The sequence below is a fragment of the Citrobacter sp. Cpo103 genome (assembly GCF_030332605.1).
GTDB lineage: Bacteria > Pseudomonadota > Gammaproteobacteria > Enterobacterales > Enterobacteriaceae > Citrobacter > Citrobacter portucalensis.
Genome location: NZ_JAOWHO010000035.1, coordinates 1,139,114 through 1,164,494, shown reverse-complemented (window position 1 = coordinate 1,164,494; position 25,381 = coordinate 1,139,114). Strand labels below are relative to the sequence as shown.

The window sequence follows — 25,381 nt, the reverse complement described above, 5'->3', positions numbered from 1 at the left end:
AGGAATTACACGTTCAGAAAACTGCCAAGACGATAACCGCGCTCCGCAATTGCATATTTCAGTGACGAAGACGTCAGCACGTCGAGCTCAGTTAAGCGGGGGTAACAGTAGGCACTTTGACGAATAATGTCATCGATAAAGGCCGGATGACACATCACTTCCAGCGAAGACTCTCCCCGGTCGACTGACGCATCCAGCGTCTGTAAAAACAGAGCCTCGGAAATCGCTTCGCCGTAAAACTCGCTGCTGAATCCCTGGGAGGTACGTAACGTTTCCGGAAAATCAGACGCCTGAAACACGGTCTGACGATCGATACGCAATGCAATCCCCTTCTGGGCAGCAAACCCGGCTACGATAGGGAAAATTTGCGGGAACATATGCACATGGTGATGGCTATCCAGATGCGTCGGCTCCCGCCCGAACAGGTCAATAAAACGCTGATACTGCGCGGCCAGTTCCAGAGAAATTTCATCCAGCGGCAAAGTATCCTCCTCTGCCATCTGCCAGATCCATTTCCCCAGTAATCCGTCACGGGTAAGGCCCGGCATTGCCGTCAACGGCCTACCCAGCGTCAGAACAAAATGCATTCCGACGGCGAGTGCAGGTATGTCGCGACTCAGCTGTACCGCATGGTCAATCGCCGCACCGTTAACCAATGCCGTTGTCGAGGTGACAACGCCATTACGACAGGCTTCAACAATGCCGTAGTTTTGTCCTTTACTCAGGCCAAAATCATCCGCATTCACAATCAGTACGCGTTCCATAGCCGACCTCAGTTAGTGTTGTTCGCTTTTGAGTTTCTCAATGCACCCGGCGAAGTTTGGCAACCATTTTTCATGCGCCAGGATTAGCTCACGCGCCAGAATCTCGGCATCGCTGTCAGAATGAACCAGCGGACTCAGGTTTAACGCCAGCAGCACATCATTCAGCTCGCCGCTCAATGCCGCATTGCTCGCCGCAACCTCAAAGCCTTTAATGGTGTAGATAAGGCCAAGCACTTTCTCATCAAAATGGGTAATACGCGGGTGCGGCGTAGCACCGTTACGTCCCAGCGTGCAGGTCATCTCAACCGCCCAGTCCGCAGGAATGTTATCAACGTGTCCATGATGTGGAATGTTGACGTAGTGCTCGGTCTGTTTGTCGTTGTAGATGGCGTTGATCACTTCACAGGCCGCATCGGAGTAATACGCACCACCGCGCTGCTCCAGCTCTTTCGGCTTAACGTTTAACTCAGGATTTTTGTAGAGGTCAAACAATTGTTTTTCTACTTTTTGTACTACCTGGGCACGTGCGCCGCCCTTATAGTACTCGCCCATTTCGATCGCCAGCATCTCTTTTGGCTTGAAGTAGTACAGCAAATACGAGCACGGCAGCAGCTTCAGCGAACGAATCAACCCTTCGCTGAACGGCAGGTCGAAAATGTTCTTCACGGTGGAAGCTTTCAGTTGTCCAGAAGCCACGCCGTCCAGCAGTTCATCAAAGCGCGATGTACCGTTCACCAGCACATCTTTAATAAAGACCATGTGGTTCAGACCGAACAGATCGATGGATAAGTCATCACTCTCTTTCAACGCCAGCACATCGCTAATGAACATTTTCATGCCGACAGGAATATTACACACACCGATGAATTTCTTGAAATTCGTGTGGCGATAGACCGCTTCAGTCACCATCCCTGCCGGGTTAGTAAAGTTAATCACCCAGGCATTCGGGCACAGTTCTTCCACATCTTTAATAATATCAAAGATAACTGGAATGGTACGCAGACCTTTGAACAGCCCACCCGCACCGTTGGTTTCCTGTCCCAGATAACCGTGGCTCAGCGGAATGCGTTCATCCTTTTCACGGGCTTTCAGCTGCCCTACGCGCAGTTGGGTGGTAACGAAATCAGCATCTTTCAGTGCTTCACGACGGTCCAGCGTTTTAAACAACTTCATCGGTACGCCGGCTTTGTCGATCATGCGCTGGCAAAGGTCAAAAATAATGTCCAGCTTCTCTTTTCCACCGTCGACATCAACCAGCCACAACTCAGAAACCGGTAATTCATGATAACGCTTAATAAAGCCTTCAAGTAATTCAGGGGTGTAGCTGCTCCCGCCACCGATAGTGACGACTTTTAATTTCTGGCTCATACTTTCTCCCTTCAGTGTAAAAACACTGACGTGTATTATGCTCAACCCGTTTGTCAGGTATAGCGTGGCTGTCCCGACGCTATTTTGGGCAAGCTATAAAAAATGGGTTATTGGCAAATAATATCTACTGATTAAATTCAGTTAATTTCTTACGGTAGCTATTCGGTGTAAACGACGTCAGCTTTTTAAACGTTTTAATAAACAGGCTTGGACTACTGTAGCCAGACTCGTAAGCAATATCCGTTACAGAATAGTTCGTCATTTCCAGCTGTTTTTTAGCAAAGTTAATGCGGATTTCATTAATAATCTGCATCGGCGTTTTGCTGTAATAACGCTGGGTAGCGCGGGTCAGATACTCCTGGGATTTCGCGGACAGGTGTACCATATTTTCCAGCGCATTCTCGCTAAACTGCCGTTTGTCGTGCATGGTCTCGACGGTGGTTTTAAGCCACTGCGGAATATCATCCAGCACCTGCTCTTCACGATGATGGCGTAACCGATTTATAATATAGAAGGTGACCACTTCTACAAATTCATCCAGCCCGCTCTCACGAAAGTTCAGTGATGCAATAACCGTTTCAATGTAGGTAAGAAACGAGTTATTTGCCCGGTAGACCTGCGATGCAACGAAACAAAATGGCAGCAGCGGGTGATAGTGCTGTTCAAAAAAACGTTTACTGATGCCGACGTTAAGGATCCTTGTCGCACCAAAATCATAAAAACTCTGGTGGTGCGATCCCAACGGGATAAAGACAAAGTCTCCACGTTCGAGCAGGACGCGTTTACCGTTGATTTCCTGATAATAGCGCCCGGTTAAAACCAGGGTAAATTCATAGTAGTCATGCTGATGCAGCCCGCTGATGCTCTCAGTTTTGTTATAGATGAACACATGGAAATTTTTGCCATTAAACAGCTGCTGTTCATAAACGGTTTTGATTTCCGGTGCGTTAATCTGTAGCTGCATTATGCACTCCTCGCTATTTCAACTTTTCGTGAAGCTCAATCAGTTCAGTCACCAGCTCACGCGCCAGCATTGATGTCATCAGGTGGTCCTGTGCGTGGACCAGCACCAGGCTAACTTTCATTTTACCTTCGCCCTGATCGCCTTCAATCAATTTCGTTTGCACGAGGTGCGCTTCGTTCAGCGCCAGACGAGACTGGTCCATCATGGTCTTAGCTGACTCGAAATCACCCTGCTTGGCCATTTTGAGTGCGCCGTACGCCAGGCTACGCGCCTGACCGGAGTTGATGATGAGGCCCATCACCACTTCTTCAAGTTCTTCTGCTTCTGACTGCGTGTCGACGATGTTCTCGATATCCAACATACTTTTTTCCTCTGGTTCAGTCCGGCATGACCGTAAAGCCATGCCGGATTAAATTTAGAATTTTAATGCGTTAGCGATATCTTCTTCGCTTTCTTCTTGGTCAATAACGTTCTGCGCTTTGTTGGCTACCACCACGAACGGCAGGTAAACCAGCGTTGCGATACCGAGGTTGAACAGCGCGACCAGCAGAGCAGCGACGCTACCGTTGGTGTTAAAGAACGCGCCCAAACCGGTTGGCATAGTCCACGGTGCAATGTTGGTAATCGGTGGAATAATGCCTGAGTAGTAAGCTGCCAGCGTAATCGCCGCCAGAATCGGTTGCACCAGAATGAACGGGATAAACATCACCGGGTTCATGATGATCGGCAGACCGAACAGGATAGGTTCGTTAATCTGGAACAGACCTGATGGCAGTGCCAGCTTAGCAACCTGACGATAGTCAGGACGACGCGATGCCAGGAAGATAGCGATAATCAGACCCAGCGTTGCCCCACTACCCCCAAGGAAAATATAGGAGTCGAGCATCGGCTTCGCCCAGACGTGGAACGTCTTACCGGCTTCCAGCGCGGCATCTACGGAACCAAACTGTTGGTAGATAGAGATGTTTTCCAGCGCCCATGGCGTCATGATACCGCTGTCCAGCGCAGTCAGCGCCAGTGAACCGTGAATACCGAAGAACCACAGCAGCGGAACAAAAATCACGTAGGCCCAGCCCACCACGCTACCCAACGACGCCAGCGGAGTTGAAATGGAATCCATAATGATCTGGTGGAAGTTCGTACCCCAGGTGTTCAATGCCCAGGCGATGATCCCCATAATGGAGAGGATAAGGAAGCCAGGAATCAGCGCAGAGAAAGAGCGCGATACGGATGTCGGTACGCTATCAGGTAATTTAATGACCCAATTGCGACGAACCACAAAGGTGAACATTTCCGCGACCGCAAGGCCGATAATAATACCGGAAATAATATTGGCACCGCCGAGCCAGTTTGCGCCAACGGCATAGGCTTCACCCACGCTATAAGGCGTTACGGTCATAAACGCGGCGACGGATAATAACCCGGCTGCCAGTGAGTCGACTTTACGTTCTTCTGCCAGCGCCATGCCGATAAAGAACGGTGCCATCAATGACATGATACCCAACGTACCGTTATAGACGTTTCCACCAATGCCTTTCAAGCTATTCAAAGTTTCAATAGTTGAAGCATCAAGTCGAATGCCCATTGAATAAAAAAACGACCCCTCCCCAAAGCTCAGGAAAACGTTATTGATTAATACAAACATGGCCCCTGCGAGGGTTAACGGCATTAAACGAATAAAACCGTTCTTGATTGCATTAACGTGTGGCTGCTTTCCAATTTTTACAGCAAAAGGAAGGAGTACCTTTTCAAGTGAAGCAATAGCGTTACTCATAGAAAAATACCCTTAAATACCGCAATTAATAATTGCGGTGAATGTTAATGAAATAACTCTTTGACGGGAAAAATTAAAATAAAATAATTAATTTGCTGCGGCTTTTTTAATTGCTGCAACAGCAGCCTTAAGCACGCCTAAACCATCGACTTTGCCATACAGCAGCGAGTCAATCACTTCCACAGGCTTGTTGGGTAACAAACGCTGAATTTCGGGCAACATATAAGCAATTTGTGGACCTAATAACACGACATCGGCGACAGGACCTTTTTCTCCGGCCAGCGTTTCAGGAAATGCTTCAATAATAACCGGTACTTCGTATTTTTCGGCCTGAGCACGCATCTTCGAAACCAACAATGAAGTCGACATGCCCGCAGAACAAAACAGATAAATGTGTTTCTTTTCCATTAAAACGATCCTCATGTGCGATTATCTGTCAACCAGACACTCCGCAAGCCATAACCTGCATCCATGCTCTGGGTAACTTGCGTCAGCTAAATTACTTTTTTAGGTGGCTGAAATGAGTATACGGGATTGCACCGGTGGATGGTATTTCCTTGACCAACTAAATTGTCTCTCCTTGACCTGTCGTTATGACCCCCCTCACATTTCGGGTAAATAATTCGCGGCAATAAATAAGATCGTTCGGCACAAAAAAACCGGCACAATGGCCGGTTCTTCTGAATGCTCAGGCAATAAGCAGTTGTTACTTCTTCGCCGCCTGCGGGTCAGTGTCGTACTCTGCGCAGGTCTGGTAACCGGAGTTAATCACATGTCCGGTGTCGTCTAAAGCAACAAAATAGGTTTCAGCTTTACCATCTCGTTGACCCAGGATGTAGGTCTGGCATGTCCCTCGCGCATGAATCATGCTGACTTCAGAAGAAGGTTTACCGGCAATCTGCGCCACCTGCGCCCGGCTCATCCCTTTCTTCACATCTTTCACCACGGGCTGAACAAATTGGTCTTTAGTACGATCGTAGGCCGTACACCCTGCCAGCATAGTCAAAACAGCCGCTGCACTCAGAATTCCTGTTAGGTTCTTGTTCATATTCCGTCCTCTTGTATTTCAGCGTGTTATATAAGCCTGGAGCACAACAACACATTTTTCAAGCAATCAGATGATACTTAGGTCGTTTCGGAAAATTCTATTAAAACAAAATGATGTTAGATCAGGCCTGCATCCCTTGTCGTTTGGGTCCCAACGCGTTAGCTTTAACACATCATTTTTTTGATCATTTCATTTTTCGGAGGGGGTTAAATGACTCTGCAGCAAGAGATAATCCAGGCGCTTGGCGCAAAACCGCAAATTAATGCAGAAGAGGAAATTCGCCGCAGCGTGGATTTCTTGAAATCCTACCTGCAAACGTACCCTTTTCTGAAATCACTGGTATTAGGGATAAGCGGCGGACAGGACTCAACGCTCGCGGGAAAACTTTGCCAGATGGCTATTTCCGAGCTTCGCGAAGAAACGGGGAATGACGCGTTGCAGTTTATTGCCGTACGTCTGCCGTATGGCGTTCAGGCTGATGAACAGGACTGCCAGGATGCCATCGCCTTTATCCAACCTGACCGAGTGCTCACAGTAAATATTAAGGGTGCGGTACTGGCCAGTGAACAGGCCCTGCGTGAAGCGGGTATTGAACTGAGCGATTTTGTCCGTGGCAATGAAAAAGCCCGTGAACGTATGAAGGCCCAGTACAGTATCGCCGGAATGACCAGCGGTGTTGTCGTGGGTACCGATCATGCAGCAGAAGCCATCACCGGATTTTTCACCAAATACGGCGATGGCGGTACTGACATTAACCCTATTTTCCGTCTGAACAAGCGTCAGGGTAAGCAGTTGCTTGCCGCGCTGGGTTGCCCGGAGCATTTATATAAGAAAGCGCCAACCGCCGACCTCGAAGACGATCGCCCTTCTCTGCCGGATGAAGCCGCATTAGGCGTCACCTATGACAACATCGACGATTACCTGGAAGGAAAAACGCTGGCTGCCGACGTCGCGAAAAAAATTGAAGGCTGGTATCTGAAGACCGAGCACAAACGTCGCACACCGATTACGGTGTTTGATGACTTCTGGAAAAAAGCGTAATTCTTTTAGTCGCATATTGCCGGATAGCACTGGGATCACCGCTGTCCGGCCCCTCCTCCAGGTCTGATGCCGCTTTTTTAATCGGTTTCAAACTGCTATACTGGATGAATAACCAGCATCCGGAGTGAGAAGTGGTACGGCGTCAATCAGCCCCACGCCTGACATTTGAGGCAGCGGCAATCTATGAATATCCTGAACACCTGCGTCCATTTTTGAGTGCGCTTCCCACCGCACCAGGCGTCTATCTGTTTCACAGTGAAAGCGACACTATGCCGCTCTACATTGGTAAAAGTGTCAATATTCGCAGCCGCGTGCTGGCACACCTGCGTACCGCGGACGAAGCGGCAATGCTGCGTCAGACCAAACGCATTAGCTGGATTTGTACGGCGGGAGAAATTGGTGCCCTGCTGCTGGAAGCGCGGTTGATCAAAGAACAACAGCCGTTGTTTAACAAACGACTGCGGCGCAATCGTCAGCTTTGCGCCTTGCAGCTTACCGACCGAACTGTTCAGGTTGTCTACGCACGAGATATTGATTTCTCCAATGCACCCAATCTGTTTGGCCTGTTTGCCAATCGTCGCGCAGCGCTACAAGCGTTGCAAAGCCTCGCGGATGAACAACAGCTGTGCTACGGCCTGTTGGGGCTGGAACCCCTGAGTCGCGGGCGCGCCTGTTTTCGCTCCGCGCTTAAACGCTGCGCCGGAGCGTGCTGCGGGAAAGAGAGTCATGAAGCGCATCATTTGCGTCTGTTAGCGGCGCTGGAAAGAGTGAGAGTGATTTGCTGGCCATGGAGCAATGCCATTGCACTGCAGGAAACCGGCGCTGAAATGACACAGTACCATATCATCAACAACTGGCTGTGGCTGGGAGCTGTTTCAACGCTGGATGAAGCGACTACCCTGGCGCGTATGCCAGCAGGGTTTGACCATGATGGCTACAAAATTCTCTGCCGGCCTGTTCTGTCTGGTCAATATGACATTATTGAACTGCATCCGGAGAATGCCCCGGCATCCAGTTAATCTCGCTGAACAGCAATTTTCCCTCGCGTTCCAGCAGTCGTAATGTGTGTTTGCCGTCATGCCAGCTCGCACCCTGGTCGGCCGTCAGCAGTTTATCGCCCAGTTGCCATGCACCACTGATAACAAACACCACGCCGCCGCGTGAACCAAAGGTCGTAAAGGTGCGATCGGCCACTCTGACTTTTGCCTGGCAAACATCTCGTCGGGTCATGATATTAAAATCCATCGACATCTGCCCTTCCGTCAGCTTTGCTTTTACCACCTTGTCACCGGCAAAGGTAAAAGGCTGATGCTGTTTCAGGGTATGCGTAAAGATGTTCGTTTCTTCCAGGGTCACTTCTCCACCTTCCAGCAGAGTAATCACACGTTCTACGCCGGGAAAAAGAGAAAACTCACCGTTTGCTGCAATGGAGGCGATACTCGCCCGCCAGTGAAAATCTCGTGTTGCTGGTGGAAAACAGCAAATCTCACGCGTTTCTCCCGCACCATTCCGCCAGAGGTTAATCGGCATTTTGCGGATATCAAAGTATTCCATCATCCCTCCAGAAAGGAGCAGCATGGCAGCCTGCCGTAAACAGACAGCCATAAATCATCATTATTATGTTCACCCTGCAGATTATTGTTATCGGCAGCAGAGTTGATTTGCCTTAGCGATGAACCCGGCATTTTGCAAAAAAGAATAACGCGCTGATCCAGGTAGAATTTTCGCGGGCTTCAGGAGAATAGCGTGTCGTGCGTCCGGTGCAATAGGCAGAAATGAAAAAACCGCCGATCCTGCCCACATCGTTATACGTGTTGTGGACAAGAGCGGCGGTCTTGAGTTTGGTTTCACACTGTGCGGCAATCAGCGCGACACAGTGTGAATGATTTAGTGTAGACGCTGATCGATTACTCGGCAGCTTCCGGCATTTTACCTTTCTGCGCTGCACGTTCTGTCAGACGCTTCTCAAAATTGGCATTAAACTGCTTTTTCTGTTCCGGGGTCAGAATGTTGTAAATTTTGTTCTGAGTTTCCATATGCGCCAGCATGTTGGCTTTGCGCTGTTCTTCCATCTTCGCAATCTGCGCTTCGGCTTTCGCTTTATCGAAGCTATCGCTGGCGATGATGTCGTGCATTGCACGGCGTTCTTCCAGCGGCGGACGTTTCATCTGATCGCGCTGGCCTTTCATGATTTCGCGGATCTGCTGTTTCTGTGCGTCAGTCAGGTTCAGGTCTTTAAACATCATGTCGTGATGCGGGGCAAATTTGCCGTTGTGATGCATCATCGGTTTAGCATCCGCTGGTGCAGCTGTTGTAGTGTCAGCAGCATGAGCCAGGTTCGCAGCACCCAGCGCCAGAGTAGAGGCAACAAACAGAGCAGTCAGTTTACGCATAATTTCTATCCTTTCTTTCAGTTATTTTTACGACACTCATGCGACTCTTATGCAATGTGATGTCGTGTTGACGAGATTAACTTTACCGGCTTAAGCGTCAATTAATCAGAGCAACGGTAAAACAGTGAAAGTGTAAAAAACAAACTTTCATCAATTATGAAGAAAAAAAGAATAAATTGCGGAGAGTTGCAATAAAAAATTACAACAGGATGATTTTGAACGGATTATGAAGAACTATACCTGAACCCTGTTTATTAAGAAAGCAATTCACCAGGAATAATCCGTAATAAATAAAAACAGCACGCAAAAATAAGCCCTAAAGGATAATCCTGCAGGGCGAATATATTGATCACAACTTTTCGAGCATCAATCCGGCACGTAAACCACAGGCCACGTTAGGGTTGGGAAAGAGAACGTATTCAACATCATGGGTGACGATAAAACGTTCATCTCCGTCCTGCGCCAGCAAGGTGCCTTCTTTAAAGGGGGTAAAGTTTAGCGTCTGGTTATCGATGTGGAGAATGAAATCATTGCTACGACGCGTGATTTGCGACACCACGCGATAACGCAGCGGGGATATTTCTCTCGTCGACACCCGTTCACCCCGCAGCAGTTTCTCCAGTGCGTCTGCCGTTTGTGCAAACTGGGTGAGATCGTTTTGTCCAAACGGCAGCGCTTTACCCAGTTCCAACGTACAGGCCAACGCACCAAAATGTTCCCCGCTAAAATGGGTGAACGTGCCGCCAGGCGTCTGATGGAAAACCAGCGCTTCCAGTCCCGCGTCTCCCAGCCATTCAAGGAAATCCTCGTCCCAGGCAACGTTGCGTTGTGGCAATACGCCAAAGCGCAGATGCTGTGAACCGCGAATCGCGGTGTGCAGATCCAGATGCCAGCGCACAGGCTCCTTTGCGCGCGAATAAAAATCTTCCAGACACAGCTCAAGCCCATGGGCTCGGTGCGTTTCTTCACTTGCGGTAAAAATCTGCCACCGACCGCCAAACATACGATTCAGGTCGCTATGACAATATCGTTTTCCCGCAGCCAGCGCCTGCGGGTTTCCCAGAATCACCAGCAGCCGCCATGTCAGTGTCAGCTCGCCGCTAAACAGCCTGGAAAGCAATGAATCGAGTATCTCTACCGGCGCGGTTTCATTGCCATGGATCCCCGCAGACAGCACCAGAGAATGTTCAACGGGTGCAAGCGGCGTCAGTTCCAGAATTCCGTGACCGATCCACTGCCAGTCAAAACCATGAGTGGTTCCTTGCGTTTTCTCTGGAGTGGCGCCTGCGAGCGTGATCGCCAGAAAGTTATCCATGGCGCATCCCCTCCTGCTGGAAAGGATACACTGAGCCGAGGTTGAGCAATTGCGTCAGCGTATCCAGCGCTTCACGCCCCTCGCGCAACAGTTGTGGGTCGGCAAGGTCGGCAGCGGTAAGACGATCGCGATAGTAACGGTCAACCCAGTTATTCAACGTGTTAAACAGCGTGTCGTTCATGATAACCGCCGGATTCACCGCCTGCTGTTCCTGCGGAGTGAGCACCACTCTCAGGCGCAAGCATGCCGGACCACCGCCGTTGGACATACTTTCACGCAGATCGAATACCCGCAGGTCATCGATCGGATTGTCTTCCTCGAGAAGCCGGTTCAAATACCGCCACACGCCAGCATGCTCCCGACACTCCTGCGGCAGGACCAGCATCATCGAACCGTCACTACGACTCAGCAACTGACTGTTAAACAGATAAGTGGTCACGGCATCCTGCACCGACACTTCCGCTGTCGGGACTTCCAGCGGGGTAAAACCTGCCACCTGGCTGCGCAACTGCTCTAACAATGCCTGCTGTCTGACAAACGCCTGCTGATGACAAAACAGCACCTGGCGATTCGACACCGCAATCACATCGTTATGGAACACACCAAGATCGATAACGTCCGGGTTTTGCTGAGCAAAAATGCGCTGATGTGGGTTGACCTGATTCAGTCGCGCGACCGCCTCGCTGGCCTCACGGGATTGCCTTGCCGGATAGCGCTTCGGTTGGGATGCATTGCCTTCTTCACGACCGTAAACAAACAGCTGTACGCCGGGGTCACCGTAATCTCCACCCAGGCGGTTATGGTTTGCCGCCCCTTCATCGCCAAATAGCGCAACCTGGGGTAACGCACCGTGGACCGCAAAGCTATTCTCATCACGGAAAATCGCCCGTAACAATGCTTCGGTAGTAGGCGCTTCCAGTGAACGGTGGAACTTATTATTCAGATTCGCCACCGTCAGATGCACTTTCCCGTCCAGCGAGTCTGCCGAAGGGCAAACCGTCGCCGCATTCGCTACCCACATAGGCGATGCGGAGCTGGCACTGGAGAGCCAGTGAGGCGCCTGACGCGACACTTTATCCAGCACCTGTTCGTCACTGCCGCTAAAACCCAACTGACGCAGAACCGGAATATAAGGCCGCTCGTGGGGCGGGATCACCGCCTGAGGAAATCCTGCATCCGCCAGTGCTTTCATCTTTAGCAGACCTTGCTTTGCCGCCAGACGCGGGTTCGACACCTGAAATCGATGTTTGGTTGAGGCCTCATTACCAAATGACAATCCAGCATAGTGGTGAGTCAGTCCCACCAGACCATCAAAATTTACCTCACGGGCTTTCATAGCTTATCCTCGCGAGAAAAATCCAGTCCGGGGCTAAGCGCCGTTGGCAGCGTTAAGGCCGGGGATTCCAGACTTGCCATCGGCCAGGCGCAATAATCTGCGGCATACCACGCGCTGGCGCGATGGTTCCCGGAAGCGCCTACACCGCCAAACGGTGCGGTACTCGCAGCGCCGGTTAACGGCTTATTCCAGTTGACGATCCCTGCCCGCGCCTCCAACAGTAGCTGTTCGAACTGGCCGCGATCGGGCGAAACTAACCCACACGACAATCCAAAGCGAGTGTTGTTCGCCATACGAATCGCATCATCAAAGCTGTCATAACGCCAGACGCCGAGCAGCGGACCGAAAACCTCTTCATCAGGTACGTTCCCCGCCCCGGTCAGTTCGATGATTCCAGGGGTCAGCAGTGACGTTCCGGCATTTACCAGACGTGGCGCTAACAGCGTACGGCCGCCCAACGACGCCAGACGCTGCCAGGCATCATAGACGTGTTGCGCTGCTTGTTCGGAAATTAGTCCACCCATAAATGGCTGCGGTTGTGCATCCCAGTTGCCGGGCATTAAACGCTGACTAACCTCCACCAGACGCGTCAGGAACGCATCACCCTGCGCGCCTTTTTTTACGAGCAGGCGGCGGGCACAGGTACAGCGCTGTCCGGCGGTGACAAATGCGGACTGAATGGTCAGATGCACTGCGGCATCAATATCTTCCGGATTCTCAATAATCAGCGGGTTGTTGCCCCCCATCTCCAGGGCAAGGATTTTTTCCGGCTGGCCGGATAACTGCTTATGCAGCTGATAACCGGTATTCGCACTGCCGGTAAACAGCAGGCCATCGAGGTCTTCCAGCGCACTCAGCGCCTGCCCCGTTTCACGTCCGCCCTGCACCAGATTCAGCACGCCCGGCGGCAACCCCGCCTGCTCCCACAGTTTTGTAACTGCTTCACCGGTCCACGGCGTCAACTCGCTGGGTTTGAAAATCAACGTATTGCCTGCCAGCAATGCCGGAACAATATGACCATTGGGTAAATGACCGGGGAAGTTATACGGACCAAAAACCGCCAGCACGCCGTGTGGGCGATGGCGCAACGTTGCCGCGCCATCCGGTAGTTCGCTGTGCTGCTCACCGGTACGAGCGTGATAAGCTTTGACGGAGATGGCGATTTTATTGATCATCGCCGTCAGTTCAGTCGCGGCTTCCCAATGAGGTTTTCCGGTTTCCTTGGCGATAATCTGAGTTAGCTCGGCTTTATTGCTTTCCAGCAATAAAGCAAACTTTTCAACAATAGTCTGGCGTGCGCTGAAAGGCTGTTTAGCCCAACCGGCAAAGGCTGCGCGTGCGGCCTGGCACGCTTGCGTCACCTGCGCTGCATCTGCATCATTACCGTGCCACAGCACATCACCGCTTACCGGGTTGGTTTTCACCCGACGCTCGCCCAGCCCCGTCACCCAGTCACCGTTTATCCATAGTGTCATGCTGTTTTCTCCTCTGCACAAAGACGTACAAAACGTACATGGTCGCCAGCGTGGCATTTCAGGGCGTCCAGTTGCGCCGCCGTCAGCACCAGACGTTGGGTATCCGGGTCTGCGCGAACCAGCATGACGCGGAAGTTTTGATAGTTTTCATTGGCAACCAGACAGGCCGGATATTCGCCGGTTGCTGGCTGACCTTCCGCCACTTCCACCAGCCTGCTTTTACGAATAGCCCGAACCCGGTCAATATCGCATTCCAGCGTTGGCCCGCCGTCGAAAATATCGACATAGTTGCGGTAGCGAAATCCTTCTTTCTCCAGCACCGCCCGCGCCGGGGCAGTTTGCGGATGCACCTGACCAATCACGCCTTGCGCTTCATCAGACAGAAAATGGGTATAAATAGGATGCTTGGGCATCAGTTCAGCAATAAAGGCTTTCTGTCCTGTCCCGCAGAGAAAATCCGCCCGGCTGAACTCCATTGAGAAAAAGCGTTTACCGAGGCTTTGCCAGAACGGCGAGTAACCGTGCTCATCAATCACGCCGCGCATTTCGGCCACGACTTTCTCATTAAATCGGTCGCGAAAGGCCGCCATAAACATAAAGCGCGATTTTGACAGCAAATAGCCGTTGCCTTCTTTTCGCCAGTCCGGATCGAGAAACAGAGTACAAAGCTCGCTGCTACCTGTGTGATCGTTACTCAGAAACAACGTCGGCAGCGCGTTATAGACATTCAGCTCTTTCGAGGCGTGGACCAGGGTACCAACCCGGTAGTTGTACCAGGGATCGTTAAGCCCTACCGCCACCTCAATGGCGCAAATCCCGGCCACGGTTCCGCTGGTACTGTCTTCAAGCACAAACACATATCCCTGCTCACTTTTTGGCAACTCACCGCGCCAGGTTTGGAGTGAACGTTCGATACGCGCCATCAGCGTAGCTTCATTCGCCGGTAGCGAGGTCAACCCGCCGCCGGTCTTACTGGCAAGCTGCATCAACGCGGTGATATCCGCGCGTTCAATGGGACGAATCACCATCATGATGAACCCCCTGCTTTAATGCGTTCGCAGGCCAGCGCAAAGCGATCCAGTCCGGTGGCGACTTCTTCTTCGCTGACGTTGAGCGCTGGCGCAAAACGCACCACGTTAGCGCCAGCGATCAGTACCATCACCCCGGCAACAGCCGCTTCTTGCGAGATGAGTTTCGCTTTCCCGGCAAATTCCGCGTTCAGCACGCAGCCGATCAGCAGTCCGAGTCCACGAATTTCACTAAACAGTCCAAAACGTTCGTTAATGGCGTTTATACGCTCCACAAACCAGTCGTGGCGCTGTTTTACTCCGTTGAGCACTTCTGGTGTATTCACAATTTCCAGCAATTTACCTGCCACCGCCGTCGCCAGCGGGTTTCCGCCGTACGTTGTACCATGTGTACCAACCGTCATCACACTGGCGCAACGCTCTGTCGCCAGCAGTGCGCCGATGGGGAAACCACCGCCCAGCGCTTTTGCTGTCGTCAGCAGATCCGGCGTCACGCCGTAGTGCATATAGGCATACAGCTCCCCGGTACGGCCAACGCCGGTCTGAACTTCATCAAAAATCAGCAGCGCATTATGGCGATCGCATAACTCACGTAGCCCCTGCAAAAAGGCTTTTGTTGCCGGTACCACACCGCCTTCACCCTGCACAGGCTCCACGATAACCGCACAAGTAGTGTCATCAATGAGTTGGCTGGCAGAATCGAGATCGTTGTATACGGCATGACGGATATCCGGCGGCAGCGGCGCGAAATCCTGTGAGTAGGCAGGTTGTCCTCCGGCGCTGACGGTAAACAGCGTGCGGCCATGGAAAGCATTTTTAAACGCTACAATCCCGCTCTTCTGGCTGCCAAAACGATCGTGGGCATATTTACGCGCCAGTTTTAGTGCCGCTTCGTTGGCTTCTGCGCCGGAGTTACAGAAGAAAATGCGCTCGGCGAAGGTGGCGTCAATCAGCTTTTTCGCCAGACGCAGTACCGGCTCGTTGGTGTAGCCATTTCCCGTATGCCAGAATTTGCTCGCCTGGTCGTTTAATGCCTCGCGCAATGCCGGGTGGGCGTGACCCAGCGCATTAACCGCAATGCCTCCCGCGAAATCGATATACTCTTTACCCTGTTGATCCCACAGACGTGAACCTTCACCCCGCACCGGAATAAAAGGGGCCGGAGCATATACGGGCATCATCCATTCATCAAAATTTTCACGCGTAATTGACAGAGACATAGCGACCTCAACGGTAAATAAAAGGTTATTTATATGTTAATAAATATAGTGTTTGCGGTGTAAATGTAGATTGCAGGGTTCGTGCCAGCCAGCGAAAAAAGTGCATAAACGGAGGTCGATGACGGAATATCAACAGGTTACAACGTGGCGATATTCACTGCATGTGCATATAAAGTGAATATGTTTGCGCATCAGGCGACTAAACAGAGGAAAAAACGCAGTTTTATTCAGTCGCCAAATATAATTCTGGAATTGTGATCGTATACGAAATTTTTCGGAAATTATTGCTCCATTCCGACGCGCTTCGCGCCAAAACGGTGCAGTTTTTGCTCCATCGTTAACACCATTAGCAATCATTGTTGGAATCAGGTGACAAGAAGCAGTCAGCCTGCAGAAATTCTGCTACCATCCTTGCACTATTCATCTTGCAAAGTGGCAGCGACTATGAAATTTGTCTCTTTTAATATCAACGGCCTGCGTGCCCGTCCCCATCAACTGGCAGCCATTGTCGAAAAACACCAACCGGATGTTATTGGCTTACAGGAGACAAAAGTCCACGACGATATGTTCCCTCTCGAAGAGGTAGCAAAGCTCGGTTACAACGTCTTTTATCACGGCCAGAAAGGTCATTACGGCGTGGCGTTGTTAACGAAAGAAACACCAATTGCGGTACGTCGTGGCTTCCCGGGCGATGACGAAGAAGCGCAGCGTCGTATCATCATGGCAGAAATTCCGTCCCCTCTGGGCAGCATCACGGTGATCAACGGCTATTTCCCGCAGGGCGAAAGCCGTGACCATGAAACCAAATTCCCGGCCAAAGCCGCGTTTTATCAGAACCTGCAAAACTATCTGGAGACTGAACTGAAGCGCGACAATCCGGTATTGATCATGGGCGATATGAATATTAGCCCAACCGATCTCGATATCGGCATTGGCGAAGAAAACCGTAAACGCTGGCTGCGTACCGGTAAATGTTCCTTCCTGCCGGAGGAGCGTGAGTGGATGGAACGCCTGCTGGGCTGGGGTCTGGTGGATACTTACCGTCACGCAAATCCTGAAAAGAATGACCAGTTCTCGTGGTTCGACTATCGCTCAAAAGGCTTTGACGATAACCGTGGCCTGCGTATCGATCTGCTGCTGGCGAGCAACCCATTGGCGGAACGCTGCGAAGAAACCGGCATCGACTATGAAATTCGCAGCATGGAAAAACCGTCCGACCATGCGCCTGTATGGGCTAAATTCCGCGTCTGACCTTCTGCATCTTTTTACTCTCCAGGCCCGGTCTGGAGAGTCTGTTTATTCTGTGCAAAATCAATAAAGTGACGGTAATACATTGTTACGGCCGGGAATTTATTATATCTTCGCGCGCGCTTTTCGCTGATGAAAATGCTCCATTGCACTCGGTTTTACAGGAGAACCCCCATGAAAAAGAAGTTCGCATAAAGCAGAATACCGGCTGCTGATTGTCGCGGTCCTGTTCTGCGTTCTGGCGGGAGTTTTCCATCATTATGGTCTGACCGACCTGATAACCAATTTCCATCATTTACAAGACGTCATCCGCCAAAGCGGTATGTTCGGCTATACGCTTTATATCCTGCTTTTTATTGTTGCTGCGCTGTGTCTGATTCCAGGCAGCATCCTGGTGATCGTCGGCGGTGTGCTGTTTGGCCCCGTGGCTGGGACGCTTATCTCGTTAGTGGCTGCAACCGTGGCCTCAGCGCTGTCGTTTTTGCTGGCTCGCTGGCTTGGACGGGATCTACTACTGAAATACGTTGGGCACACGGCGACGTTTCAGGCTATCGAAAAAGGCATTGCCCATAGCGGAGTAGACTTTCTGATCCTGACCCGGCTCGTGCCGCTGTTCCCCTATAATATTCAAAATTACGCCTATGGGCTGACGGCCATTCCGTTCTGGTCATTTACCGTAATATCGGCACTTACCACCTTACCCGGCATCTTTATCTATACGCTGATGTCGCATGAACTCGCCAGCGAAGGCATTACCCTGGTATTCATCGGTAAGCTCAGCGTGGCAGGGCTGGCGTTATTCGCCCTCGTTCAGGCAGCCAAAGCCTGGGCCCGATATAAGCATATCGATCCGTCAGCCAACCATGAGTGTACAGGTAAATGATAAAACGGAATAAAGCGCGGCTGGCTCGCTATTACCGGGTGGGTTTGATTGCTCTGCTACTGCTCGGGCTAATGGCATGGGCATGGATACCTGGCGTGAGTGATTTTCTCCACGGCGGCCTGGCAGCATTTACCACACTCGATCAGCATGCTCTGGAAAACTTTATTCGTTCTTATGGAACCCAGGCGGCGGTGGTGTCGTTCTTCCTGATGATCTTACAGGCCATCGTTGCACCGCTTCCTGCGTTTGTGATCACGTTTGCCAATGCCTCGCTGTTTGGCGCATTTTGGGGCGGCGTACTATCCTGGAGCAGCGCAATGGCAGGTGCGGCGCTGTGCTTTTTTATTGCCCGCATTTTAGGTCGCGGTGCGGTAGAAAAGCTGACCGGAAAAACGGTGCTGAACAATATGGACGCTTTTTTCGAGCGCTATGGTAAGCACACTATTCTGGTCTGCCGCCTGTTACCTTTTGTGCCGTTCGACCCGGTAAGCTACGCGGCAGGCCTGACCTCAATTCGTTTTCGCCATTTTTTCATCGCCACCGGCATCGGACAGTTACCCGCCACTATCGTCTACTCATGGGCGGGAAGCCTGTTAACCGGCGGCACATTTTGGTTTGTGACGGGTCTGTTTGTCCTGTTTGCCCTAAGCGTGGTGATATCGGTGGCGAGAAGCCTTTATCTTGAGCGCCAACGGAAAAAAAGCTGAGACCTTCCCCCATTTTTAACCATGGAGATATTATGCGTTACTGCTTATTGTGTCTGAGTTTGTTGCTCTGCCCGCTGGCGACGTTTGCCCAGGACGCCAGCTGGCAACAAATCAAAAATGACGCCCGTGGTCAAACGGTGTGGTTCAACGCCTGGGGTGGCGACAATGCAGTTAACCAGTATCTCGACTGGGTTAGCGGCGAGATGAAAACGCACTACGACATTAACCTGAAAATCGTGCGCCTGGCAGACGCTGCCGATGCCGTAAAACGCATCCAGACGGAAGCGGCATCCGGGCGAAAAACCGGCGGCTCTGTCGATTTACTGTGGGTTAACGGCGAAAACTTCCGTACGCTAAAAGAAGCCGGGCTACTGCAAACCCAGTGGGCGCAAACGCTGCCTAACTGGCGCTATGTTGATACACAAAAACCGGTGACCGAAGATTTCTCCGTTCAAACAGAGGGGGCTGAATCACCGTGGGGCGGTGCCCAACTCACTTTTATTGCCCGGCGCGATCTTACCGCGCAGCCGCCACAATCTCCGCAGGCACTGTTTAAATTCGCGCAGGCGCACCCTGGCACGGTGACCTATCCACGCCCGCCCGACTTTACTGGAACGGCTTTTCTTGAGCAGTTGCTAATTTCGCTCACCACCAAACCACAGGCATTGAAAGTTGCGCCAGATACAGCGACATTCGCCGAAGTTACCGCGCCATTGTGGCAGTATCTTGATACTTTGCATCCTGTACTTTGGCGTGAAGGCAAAGATTTTCCGCCCACGCCAGCACGAATGGATGCACTGCTCAATAGCGGTACCCTGCGTTTATCATTGACCTTTAACCCGGCCCACGCGCAGCAAAAAGTGGCGAGCGGCGAATTGCCTAAAAGCAGTTACAGTTTTGGTTTCTCACAGGGCATGCTCGGCAACGTGCACTTTGTTGCCATTCCGGCGAATGCCCACGCCAGTGCCGGAGCAAAAGTCGTGGCAAACTTCCTGCTTTCTCCTGAAGCACAACTGCGCAAAGCTGACCCGGCTGTCTGGGGAGATCCTTCGGTGCTTGATCCACAAAAATTGCCTGACGAACAGCGTGATGCGCTGCTGGCGCGGATCCCACAGGGGCTCCCTGCCGTGTTGCCAGAACCGCATGCAGCCTGGGTAAACGCTCTGGAACAAGAATGGTTACGCCGCTACGGTACGCATTAATTCTGCTACTCTGGGCCATCATGGCGGCAGTTTATCTGCCGTTGGCGCCAGCGGCATGGTCTCTGATAACACCGGCGCTTAGTACCACACACTGGCTGGCGCTCTTTGCCGATCCTCAACTCCCGCAGGCGTTACTGGCAACGCTGGTTTCCGTCGGCCTCGCGGCTGGGGGCGCGCTGATCATCGCGCTGCTGGCGATCCTCGCCTTGTGGCCCGGCGCAGGCTGGGTACGTCTGTATACGCGTCTTCCTTGGCTGCTGGCAATTCCGCACGTTGCCTTCGCCACCAGCGTGCTGTTGGTTTTTGCTGAAGGCGGCATACTTTGGCAATGGCTCCCGTTCCTCAGCCCACAGCCGGACCGCTACGGCATTGGACTTGGCGTAACGCTGGCGGTGAAAGAGAGCGCTTTTTTGTTATGGATTCTCTCGGCCCTACTGAGTGAGAAACAACTTTCTCAGCAGGTTATCGTATTGGATTCGCTGGGTTACAGCCGACTGCAATGCCTGAACTGGCTGGTTCTGCCCGCTATCGGCCCGGCATTAGGTAAAGCTATGCTGGCGATTGTTGCCTGGTCACTCTCCGTTGTTGATGTGGCAATCGTTCTTGGCCCCGGCAATCCGCCAACGCTTGCCGTATTGAGCTGGCAGTGGCTCAGTCAGGGCGACGTCGAACAGCAGGCGAAAGGCGCACTTGCCAGTCTGTTACTGGTGCTGTTGCTCCTTGTTATCGCGCTGGTGGGTTATCTGCTCTGGCGTGCCTGGCGACATACTATTCCGGCAGTAAACGGTGAACGCCAGCATTTTTCATCTATGACAATCGCACGCCCGCTGGTACAGATTTTGCCCGTCAGCGGTGTGGTATGCGCGCTGGTACTGGCGCTTATCGCCAGCTATTCCTCGCTAAACAACGAGGCGCTCAACAATAGCCTGCAACTGGGGCTCCTTTCCAGCGTGCTGGCGCTACTGATACTTTTTGCCTGGCTAGAATGGGGTCCACAAACCGGACACCGCTGGGTCTGGCTACCGCTGATTTTGCCTGCGCTACCACTGGTAACCGGACAATATCTGCTGGCGTTAGATGCCGAACAAGATGGACTGATGACGACCATTATCTGGGGCCACCTGCTGTGGGTGATGCCCTGGATGCTATTTGTGCTTAAACCGGCTTGGCAGCGCATTGACCCACGATTAATTTTGATTGCGCAAACCCTGGGCTGGACGCGGGGGCGGATATTCTGGCTGGTGAAATGCCCGCAGCTGGCGCGCCCGGCATTGATTGCCTTCGCGGTTGGCTTCTCAGTTAGTATCGCCCAGTATATGCCAACGCTGTGGCTAGGTGCCGGACGCTATCCCACGTTCACCACCGAAGCGGTGGCATTAAGCAGCGGCGGTAGCAGTGCGATTCTGGCAACACAAGCGTTGTGGCAGCTGCTTTTACCACTGCTCGTTTTCGCACTTGCAGCCTTTCTCGCCGCGTGGATCGGCCGCTTTCGACAAGGACTCCGCTAATGCTTACCGTACGAGGCGTTTCGTTGTACCAGGGCGTGAAAGCGCTGGTGAAAGACGTTAATTTTCAGGTTAACAAAAGTGACATCGTCACAATTATGGGACCTTCCGGCAGCGGGAAATCTTCGCTGTTTTCATGGATGATCGGGGCGTTGCCTCCCCAGTTTCAGGCCTCAGGCGAACTGTGGCTTAATGAACGACGCATCGATACGTTACCTACCGCGCAGCGCCAGATTGGTATTTTGTTCCAGGATGCGCTGCTGTTTGACCATTTCAGCGTTGGGCAGAATTTACTGCTGGCCTTACCCGCCAGCCTGCAAGGTCCCGCCAGACGCCATGAGATTGAATGCGCTCTCGCACGCGCTGACCTGGCAGGTTTTTATTCGCGCGATCCGGCGTCACTCTCCGGCGGACAACGCTCGCGTGTCGCCCTGCTCCGTGCACTACTGGCGCAGCCCCAGGCACTGTTACTCGATGAACCCTTTAGCAGGCTGGATGCGTCGCTACGCGATAACTTTCGCCAATGGGTCTTCACCGAGGTGCGTAAGCTGGGGATCCCGGTGGTACAGGTGACCCATGACGCGCAGGACGTGCCGCCTGCAGGCCGCGTATTTCAGATGGAAAACTGGGCGTGAATGTGTCGATATGCTGCGTTAACGCAAGGTTTTTACGTAACTGGCGGCACAGAATGTCGTCTTCTTTTTTTCAATGTCGGGCTATTCGATGAAACGTGTTTCTCAAATGACCGCGCTGGCACTGGCTTTAGGGCTCGCTTGCGCTTCTTCCTGGGCTGCTGAAACAGCACAGGCGCTCACCCTCAACCAGTTACAGCAAAAGCAAGGCGCGGCGATCGATACCCGTCAGAGCGCTTTTTACAACGGTTGGCCACAATCGCTCAATGGTCCTTCAGGACACGAACCTTCCGCACTGAATCTGTCTGCCGCCTGGCTCGACAAGATGAATGATGAACAACTCAGCGCCTGGGTTAAGTCACATCAACTTAAGACCGACGCTCCGGTGGCGCTGTATGGCAGTGATAACGACATGCAGGCCGTTAAATCCCGTCTGCAAAAAGTTGGCTTTAACCATATCTCAACCCTCAGCGATGCGCTGACAGATCCTGCGCGTCTGCAACGTCTGCCGCACTTCGAACAGTTGGTTTACCCACAGTGGCTGCACGAACTTCAGCAGGGTAAAGACGTGACTGCCAAACCAGCGGGTAACTGGAAAGTGATTGAAGCCGCCTGGGGCGCGCCGAAGTTGTATCTGCTCAGCCACATCCCCGGCGCGGGTTACATTGATACCAATGAAGTTGAAAGCGAACCGCTGTGGAATAAGGTTTCCGATGAGCAGCTTAAAGCGATGCTGGCGAAACACGGTGTCCGCCACGACACCACGGTAATTTTATACGGCCGCGATGTCTATGCCGCCGCACGCGTGGCACAAATTATGTTGTACGCAGGCGTGAAAGACGTTCGTCTGCTCGACGGCGGTTGGCAAACCTGGTCCGACTCAGGTTTACCGGTCGAACGCGGCACTCCGCCAACGGTGAAACCAGAACCTGATTTCGGCGTGAAAATCCCTGCCCAGCCGCAGCTGATGCTCGATACGGAACAGGCTCGCGGTCTGCTGCATCGCCAGGATGCGTCTTTAGTAAGCATTCGTTCATGGCCAGAATTTGTCGGTACTACCAGCGGCTACAGCTACATTAAGCCAAAAGGTGAGATCGCAGGCGCACGTTGGGGCCACGCGGGCAGCGACTCCACCCACATGGAAGATTTCCATAACCCGGATGGCACCATGCGCAGCGCGGATGACATCGCCGCCATGTGGAAGCAATGGAATATCCTGCCGAATCAACAGGTCTCTTTCTATTGCGGTACCGGCTGGCGTGCTTCAGAAACGTTTATGTATGCCCGCGCGATGGGCTGGAAAAACGTCTCTGTTTACGATGGTGGCTGGTACGAGTGGAGCAGCAATCCGAAAAACCCGGTCGCCAGCGGTGAACGGGGTCCGGACGCCAGCAAATAAGAGCGTCATTATTGCCGGATGCGGCGAGAGCGCTTTACCCAGCCTGGATAAACCATCATTGGAGGCCGGATAAGCGAAGCGCATCCGGCAACGTAATATCTTACGCCTGACGCTGAACCGCTTTCAGCGTCAGATATCCGCTCCAGATCCGGGTGAACGTTGTCATCCAGCACAGCGCGCCAAAGACCCACGCCAGCACGGCAAAATAGTCCGGGAACAGACACCCCAACACAAACAGCAAAATCGTCTCAGTTCCTTCGGTTAATCCACCCAGATAATAAAACGATTTATGCGCGTAACCGGGGTTATCAATCTGATGTTTTGCTGCCAGTGCGGCGAAAGCCAGAAAGCTGCTACCGGTGCCAATAAACGCGAACAACAGCCAACTGCCTGCCAGCGCATTCTGCGCCGGAGCGGCAAGAATAAAACCAAACGGCACAAGGGCGTAAAACAAAAAATCGAGCGAGATATCGAGAAATCCGCCGGCGTCGGATAGTCCTCTGCGCCGCGCCAGCGCCCCATCCAGTCCGTCAAACAACCGATTGAGTACAATGGCCACCAGCGCCGCCAGATACCAGCCTAACGCCAGAAATGGCAACGCCAGCACGCCAATGGCAAATCCGACCAGCGTAAGTCCGTCCGGGGTAATCGCCGGTTTATCGATAATACCTACGCACCGATGCAACAGCGGTTTTAATCGTGGATGAAGATGGCGGTCAAGCATGCGGGCGTCCTTTAAAACTGTCACACAGTCCCTGCGAGGGAATATCGAGAGCGGCATTAAAACGCGCCGAGAGATTTTGAAACGCAATCAGCGCGGTCATTTCCGTAATGGCAACATCGGTAAAATGCTGCTTCATCTGCGCTTTCAGCGCATCGTCAACCTGTGGAGGCGTTGCGGTAACCGCATCGGCATAGGCCAGCGCTACGCGTTCTTCAGCGCTAAACAGCGTCGAATCTTGCCAGTTGACAACCTGCATGACTTTATCCAGCGCGCCACAGCGTTCTGCCAGCCGTAAACTATTCGCATCAACACAGAAAGCACAGTGGCAGACCTGAGAAACGCGGGTCATCAACAGCGCGCGCATCACCGGCGTTAAGCGCGCCTTTTTACGCTCCAGAAACCCGACAAACAGCGCCACCAGCCAGAACAGAAACGGCATCCGCCCCCACCAGCGCGTGGGATGCAGCACATCGCCATAATGTTTTTTCTGCGTGGCAACGAGCGGTTTTAAACTGGAAGGGATACGCGTTAACGGCTTTACCCACGACTGAGGTTCGTTCAACGGTGACTCCTGAATACTTTAGATAAAACAAAGATAACGATAGTATGTCATTTTCTGCTGTTAGATCTTGATGAATATGATGAAAACCCTCGACGTGGTCGCCGCTATCATTGAACGTGATGGCAAAATTTTACTGGCTCAGCGTCCGCTTCATGCGGATCAGTCAGGCATGTGGGAGTTTGCCGGGGGTAAGGTTGAGCCGGGCGAAAGTCAGCCCGAAGCGCTGATCCGTGAATTGCGTGAAGAGTTGGGCATTGAGGCGGTCGTGGGGCGCTACATTGCCAGTCATCAACGCGAGGTTTCAGGCCGATTGATTCACCTGCATGCCTGGCATGTACCGTCTTTTCAGGGGGAATTGAGAGCGTTTGAACATCAGGATATCGTCTGGTGCTCACCTGAAGAGGCGCTGCGTTATCCACTGGCGCCCGCCGATATCCCGTTGTTAGAGGCGTTTATCCTTTTACGCGCCGCCAGACCAGCGGATTCGTGCTGATCGTTTTATCATCGCGCTGGCACTGCAACAGAACGCCATCGGCTTTAATCACCGCCCCTTCAGAGTAGTTTTGATCCTGATAAATACAGCACTGGCTACAGGGCTGTGCCCGTTGACCGCTGGAACTGAACACTTCCGGCGGTACATTCACCTGCACATCCGGGCGATAAAGCTGATTTGCCAGCGTCGCGCTGGACACCAGAACCAACGCTCCTGCCATGATTAAACGGCGCATTGTGTTTCCTTTTTAACTGACATTTATGCTCAGTATAACGGTATAAATCGGCAGAAACTTTAGTC

27 protein-coding genes are annotated in these 25,381 nt (G+C 52.3%); 10 read left to right on the top strand and 17 right to left on the bottom strand.

All coding sequences use genetic code 11. The annotated features are described in order from the left end of the window. Window positions 1-5: 5 nt before the first annotated feature. The 7 genes from chbG to osmE all read right to left on the bottom strand — a co-directional run bounded on the left by chbG (window position 6) and on the right by osmE (window position 5,918). Window positions 6-764: a chitin disaccharide deacetylase gene (chbG, locus tag OGX89_RS22090; RefSeq protein ID WP_003832554.1), complete on the bottom strand. Its 759-nt coding sequence runs from the start codon at window positions 762-764 to the stop codon at window positions 6-8. Between the two features lie 12 nt (window positions 765-776). Continuing rightward, window positions 777-2,132, bottom strand: a complete 1,356-nt coding sequence (locus tag OGX89_RS22085) for a 6-phospho-beta-glucosidase (RefSeq protein ID WP_032943151.1) — start codon at window positions 2,130-2,132, stop codon at window positions 777-779. Between the two features lie 124 nt (window positions 2,133-2,256). Further along, window positions 2,257-3,099: a transcriptional regulator ChbR gene (chbR, locus tag OGX89_RS22080; RefSeq protein WP_085951046.1), complete on the bottom strand. Its 843-nt coding sequence runs from the start codon at window positions 3,097-3,099 to the stop codon at window positions 2,257-2,259. Between the two features lie 10 nt (window positions 3,100-3,109). Further along, the gene (chbA, locus tag OGX89_RS22075) at window positions 3,110-3,457 is read right to left on the bottom strand and encodes a PTS N,N'-diacetylchitobiose transporter subunit IIA (RefSeq protein WP_003832549.1); all 348 of its coding nucleotides are present in this window, start codon (window positions 3,455-3,457) and stop codon (window positions 3,110-3,112) included. A 54-nt stretch (window positions 3,458-3,511) separates the two neighbouring features. Next, entirely contained in the window at window positions 3,512-4,870 is a 1,359-nt protein-coding gene (gene chbC / locus OGX89_RS22070; RefSeq protein WP_003030619.1) for a PTS N,N'-diacetylchitobiose transporter subunit IIC, read from the bottom strand. Window positions 4,871-4,957: 87 nt separating this feature from the next. Beyond that, the gene (chbB, locus tag OGX89_RS22065; RefSeq protein WP_003832547.1) at window positions 4,958-5,278 is read right to left on the bottom strand and encodes a PTS N,N'-diacetylchitobiose transporter subunit IIB; all 321 of its coding nucleotides are present in this window, start codon (window positions 5,276-5,278) and stop codon (window positions 4,958-4,960) included. Between the two features lie 298 nt (window positions 5,279-5,576). Further along, a complete protein-coding gene (gene osmE, locus OGX89_RS22060) occupies window positions 5,577-5,918 on the bottom strand; it encodes an osmotically-inducible lipoprotein OsmE (protein ID WP_003030621.1) in 342 nt (113 codons plus the stop codon). Between the two features lie 210 nt (window positions 5,919-6,128). On the opposite strand from osmE, the gene nadE reads away from it, so the two are divergent. Together nadE and cho are read left to right on the top strand one after the other, a co-directional pair. Further along, window positions 6,129-6,959 (top strand): NAD(+) synthase, encoded by an 831-nt coding sequence (gene nadE, locus OGX89_RS22055; RefSeq protein WP_003832544.1) that lies wholly within the window; start codon window positions 6,129-6,131, stop codon window positions 6,957-6,959. Window positions 6,960-7,090: 131 nt separating this feature from the next. Then, window positions 7,091-7,978, top strand: coding sequence for an excinuclease Cho (gene cho / locus OGX89_RS22050; RefSeq protein ID WP_126956101.1), 888 nt, complete (start codon window positions 7,091-7,093; stop codon window positions 7,976-7,978). Here the strand turns inward: cho and ves are convergent. From ves to astC, 7 genes are all read right to left on the bottom strand, one after another. Further along, window positions 7,938-8,513, bottom strand: coding sequence for an environmental stress-induced protein Ves (gene ves, locus OGX89_RS22045; RefSeq protein ID WP_126956336.1), 576 nt, complete (start codon window positions 8,511-8,513; stop codon window positions 7,938-7,940). The genes cho and ves overlap by 41 nt on opposite strands. 353 nt (window positions 8,514-8,866) lie before the next feature. Further along, window positions 8,867-9,352 (bottom strand): ATP-independent periplasmic protein-refolding chaperone Spy, encoded by a 486-nt coding sequence (spy, locus tag OGX89_RS22040; RefSeq protein WP_003832537.1) that lies wholly within the window; start codon window positions 9,350-9,352, stop codon window positions 8,867-8,869. 349 nt (window positions 9,353-9,701) lie between these two features. After that, on the bottom strand, window positions 9,702-10,667 hold the full coding sequence (astE, locus tag OGX89_RS22035) for a succinylglutamate desuccinylase (RefSeq protein WP_126956099.1): 966 nt from the start codon (window positions 10,665-10,667) through the stop codon (window positions 9,702-9,704). Continuing rightward, window positions 10,660-12,003: an N-succinylarginine dihydrolase gene (gene astB / locus OGX89_RS22030; protein ID WP_003832532.1), complete on the bottom strand. Its 1,344-nt coding sequence runs from the start codon at window positions 12,001-12,003 to the stop codon at window positions 10,660-10,662. Before astB ends, astE begins: the two co-directional genes overlap by 8 nt. Continuing rightward, complete coding sequence (astD, locus tag OGX89_RS22025; protein WP_126956097.1) at window positions 12,000-13,478, bottom strand: succinylglutamate-semialdehyde dehydrogenase; 1,479 nt, start codon at window positions 13,476-13,478, stop codon at window positions 12,000-12,002. The genes astB and astD overlap by 4 nt, the downstream gene beginning before the upstream one ends. Then, complete coding sequence (gene astA / locus OGX89_RS22020; RefSeq protein ID WP_003832529.1) at window positions 13,475-14,509, bottom strand: arginine N-succinyltransferase; 1,035 nt, start codon at window positions 14,507-14,509, stop codon at window positions 13,475-13,477. The genes astD and astA overlap by 4 nt, the downstream gene beginning before the upstream one ends. Further along, on the bottom strand, window positions 14,506-15,726 hold the full coding sequence (gene astC / locus OGX89_RS22015; RefSeq protein ID WP_048214345.1) for a succinylornithine/acetylornithine transaminase: 1,221 nt from the start codon (window positions 15,724-15,726) through the stop codon (window positions 14,506-14,508). Before astC ends, astA begins: the two co-directional genes overlap by 4 nt. Before the next feature lie 444 nt (window positions 15,727-16,170). Between astC and xthA the strand changes: the two genes are divergently transcribed. The 7 genes from xthA (at window position 16,171) to OGX89_RS21980 (ending at window position 23,302) form a co-directional block, all read left to right on the top strand. Then, window positions 16,171-16,977: an exodeoxyribonuclease III gene (gene xthA, locus OGX89_RS22010; protein ID WP_003030642.1), complete on the top strand. Its 807-nt coding sequence runs from the start codon at window positions 16,171-16,173 to the stop codon at window positions 16,975-16,977. A 223-nt stretch (window positions 16,978-17,200) separates the two neighbouring features. Then, complete coding sequence (locus tag OGX89_RS22005) at window positions 17,201-17,857, top strand: TVP38/TMEM64 family protein (RefSeq protein WP_170974252.1); 657 nt, start codon at window positions 17,201-17,203, stop codon at window positions 17,855-17,857. Next, on the top strand, window positions 17,854-18,564 hold the full coding sequence (locus tag OGX89_RS22000; protein ID WP_126956095.1) for a TVP38/TMEM64 family protein: 711 nt from the start codon (window positions 17,854-17,856) through the stop codon (window positions 18,562-18,564). Before OGX89_RS22005 ends, OGX89_RS22000 begins: the two co-directional genes overlap by 4 nt. Before the next feature lie 32 nt (window positions 18,565-18,596). Next, the gene (locus tag OGX89_RS21995) at window positions 18,597-19,766 is read left to right on the top strand and encodes an ABC transporter substrate-binding protein (RefSeq protein WP_003832516.1); all 1,170 of its coding nucleotides are present in this window, start codon (window positions 18,597-18,599) and stop codon (window positions 19,764-19,766) included. Beyond that, window positions 19,739-21,274, top strand: coding sequence for an ABC transporter permease family protein (locus tag OGX89_RS21990; protein WP_063941484.1), 1,536 nt, complete (start codon window positions 19,739-19,741; stop codon window positions 21,272-21,274). The genes OGX89_RS21995 and OGX89_RS21990 overlap by 28 nt, the downstream gene beginning before the upstream one ends. Beyond that, window positions 21,274-21,906 carry an ATP-binding cassette domain-containing protein gene (locus OGX89_RS21985; RefSeq protein WP_126956093.1) on the top strand — a complete coding sequence of 211 codons (633 nt, stop codon included), beginning with the start codon at window positions 21,274-21,276 and terminating at the stop codon, window positions 21,904-21,906. The genes OGX89_RS21990 and OGX89_RS21985 overlap by 1 nt, the downstream gene beginning before the upstream one ends. 88 nt (window positions 21,907-21,994) lie before the next feature. After that, entirely contained in the window at window positions 21,995-23,302 is a 1,308-nt protein-coding gene (locus OGX89_RS21980) for a sulfurtransferase (protein ID WP_200920490.1), read from the top strand. A 100-nt stretch (window positions 23,303-23,402) separates the two neighbouring features. Here the strand turns inward: OGX89_RS21980 and OGX89_RS21975 are convergent, their stop codons facing one another. Further along, entirely contained in the window at window positions 23,403-24,026 is a 624-nt protein-coding gene (locus OGX89_RS21975; protein WP_063941483.1) for a CDP-alcohol phosphatidyltransferase family protein, read from the bottom strand. Continuing rightward, a complete protein-coding gene (locus tag OGX89_RS21970) occupies window positions 24,019-24,588 on the bottom strand; it encodes a carboxymuconolactone decarboxylase family protein (protein WP_003832506.1) in 570 nt (189 codons plus the stop codon). The genes OGX89_RS21975 and OGX89_RS21970 overlap by 8 nt, the downstream gene beginning before the upstream one ends. Before the next feature lie 79 nt (window positions 24,589-24,667). Between OGX89_RS21970 and OGX89_RS21965 the strand changes: the two genes are divergently transcribed. Continuing rightward, a complete protein-coding gene (locus OGX89_RS21965; protein WP_126956334.1) occupies window positions 24,668-25,081 on the top strand; it encodes a pyrimidine (deoxy)nucleoside triphosphate diphosphatase in 414 nt (137 codons plus the stop codon). Here the strand turns inward: OGX89_RS21965 and OGX89_RS21960 are convergent. After that, window positions 25,041-25,301 (bottom strand): YnjH family protein, encoded by a 261-nt coding sequence (locus OGX89_RS21960; protein ID WP_170974251.1) that lies wholly within the window; start codon window positions 25,299-25,301, stop codon window positions 25,041-25,043. The genes OGX89_RS21965 and OGX89_RS21960 overlap by 41 nt on opposite strands. Between the last annotated feature and the right edge of the window lie 80 nt (window positions 25,302-25,381).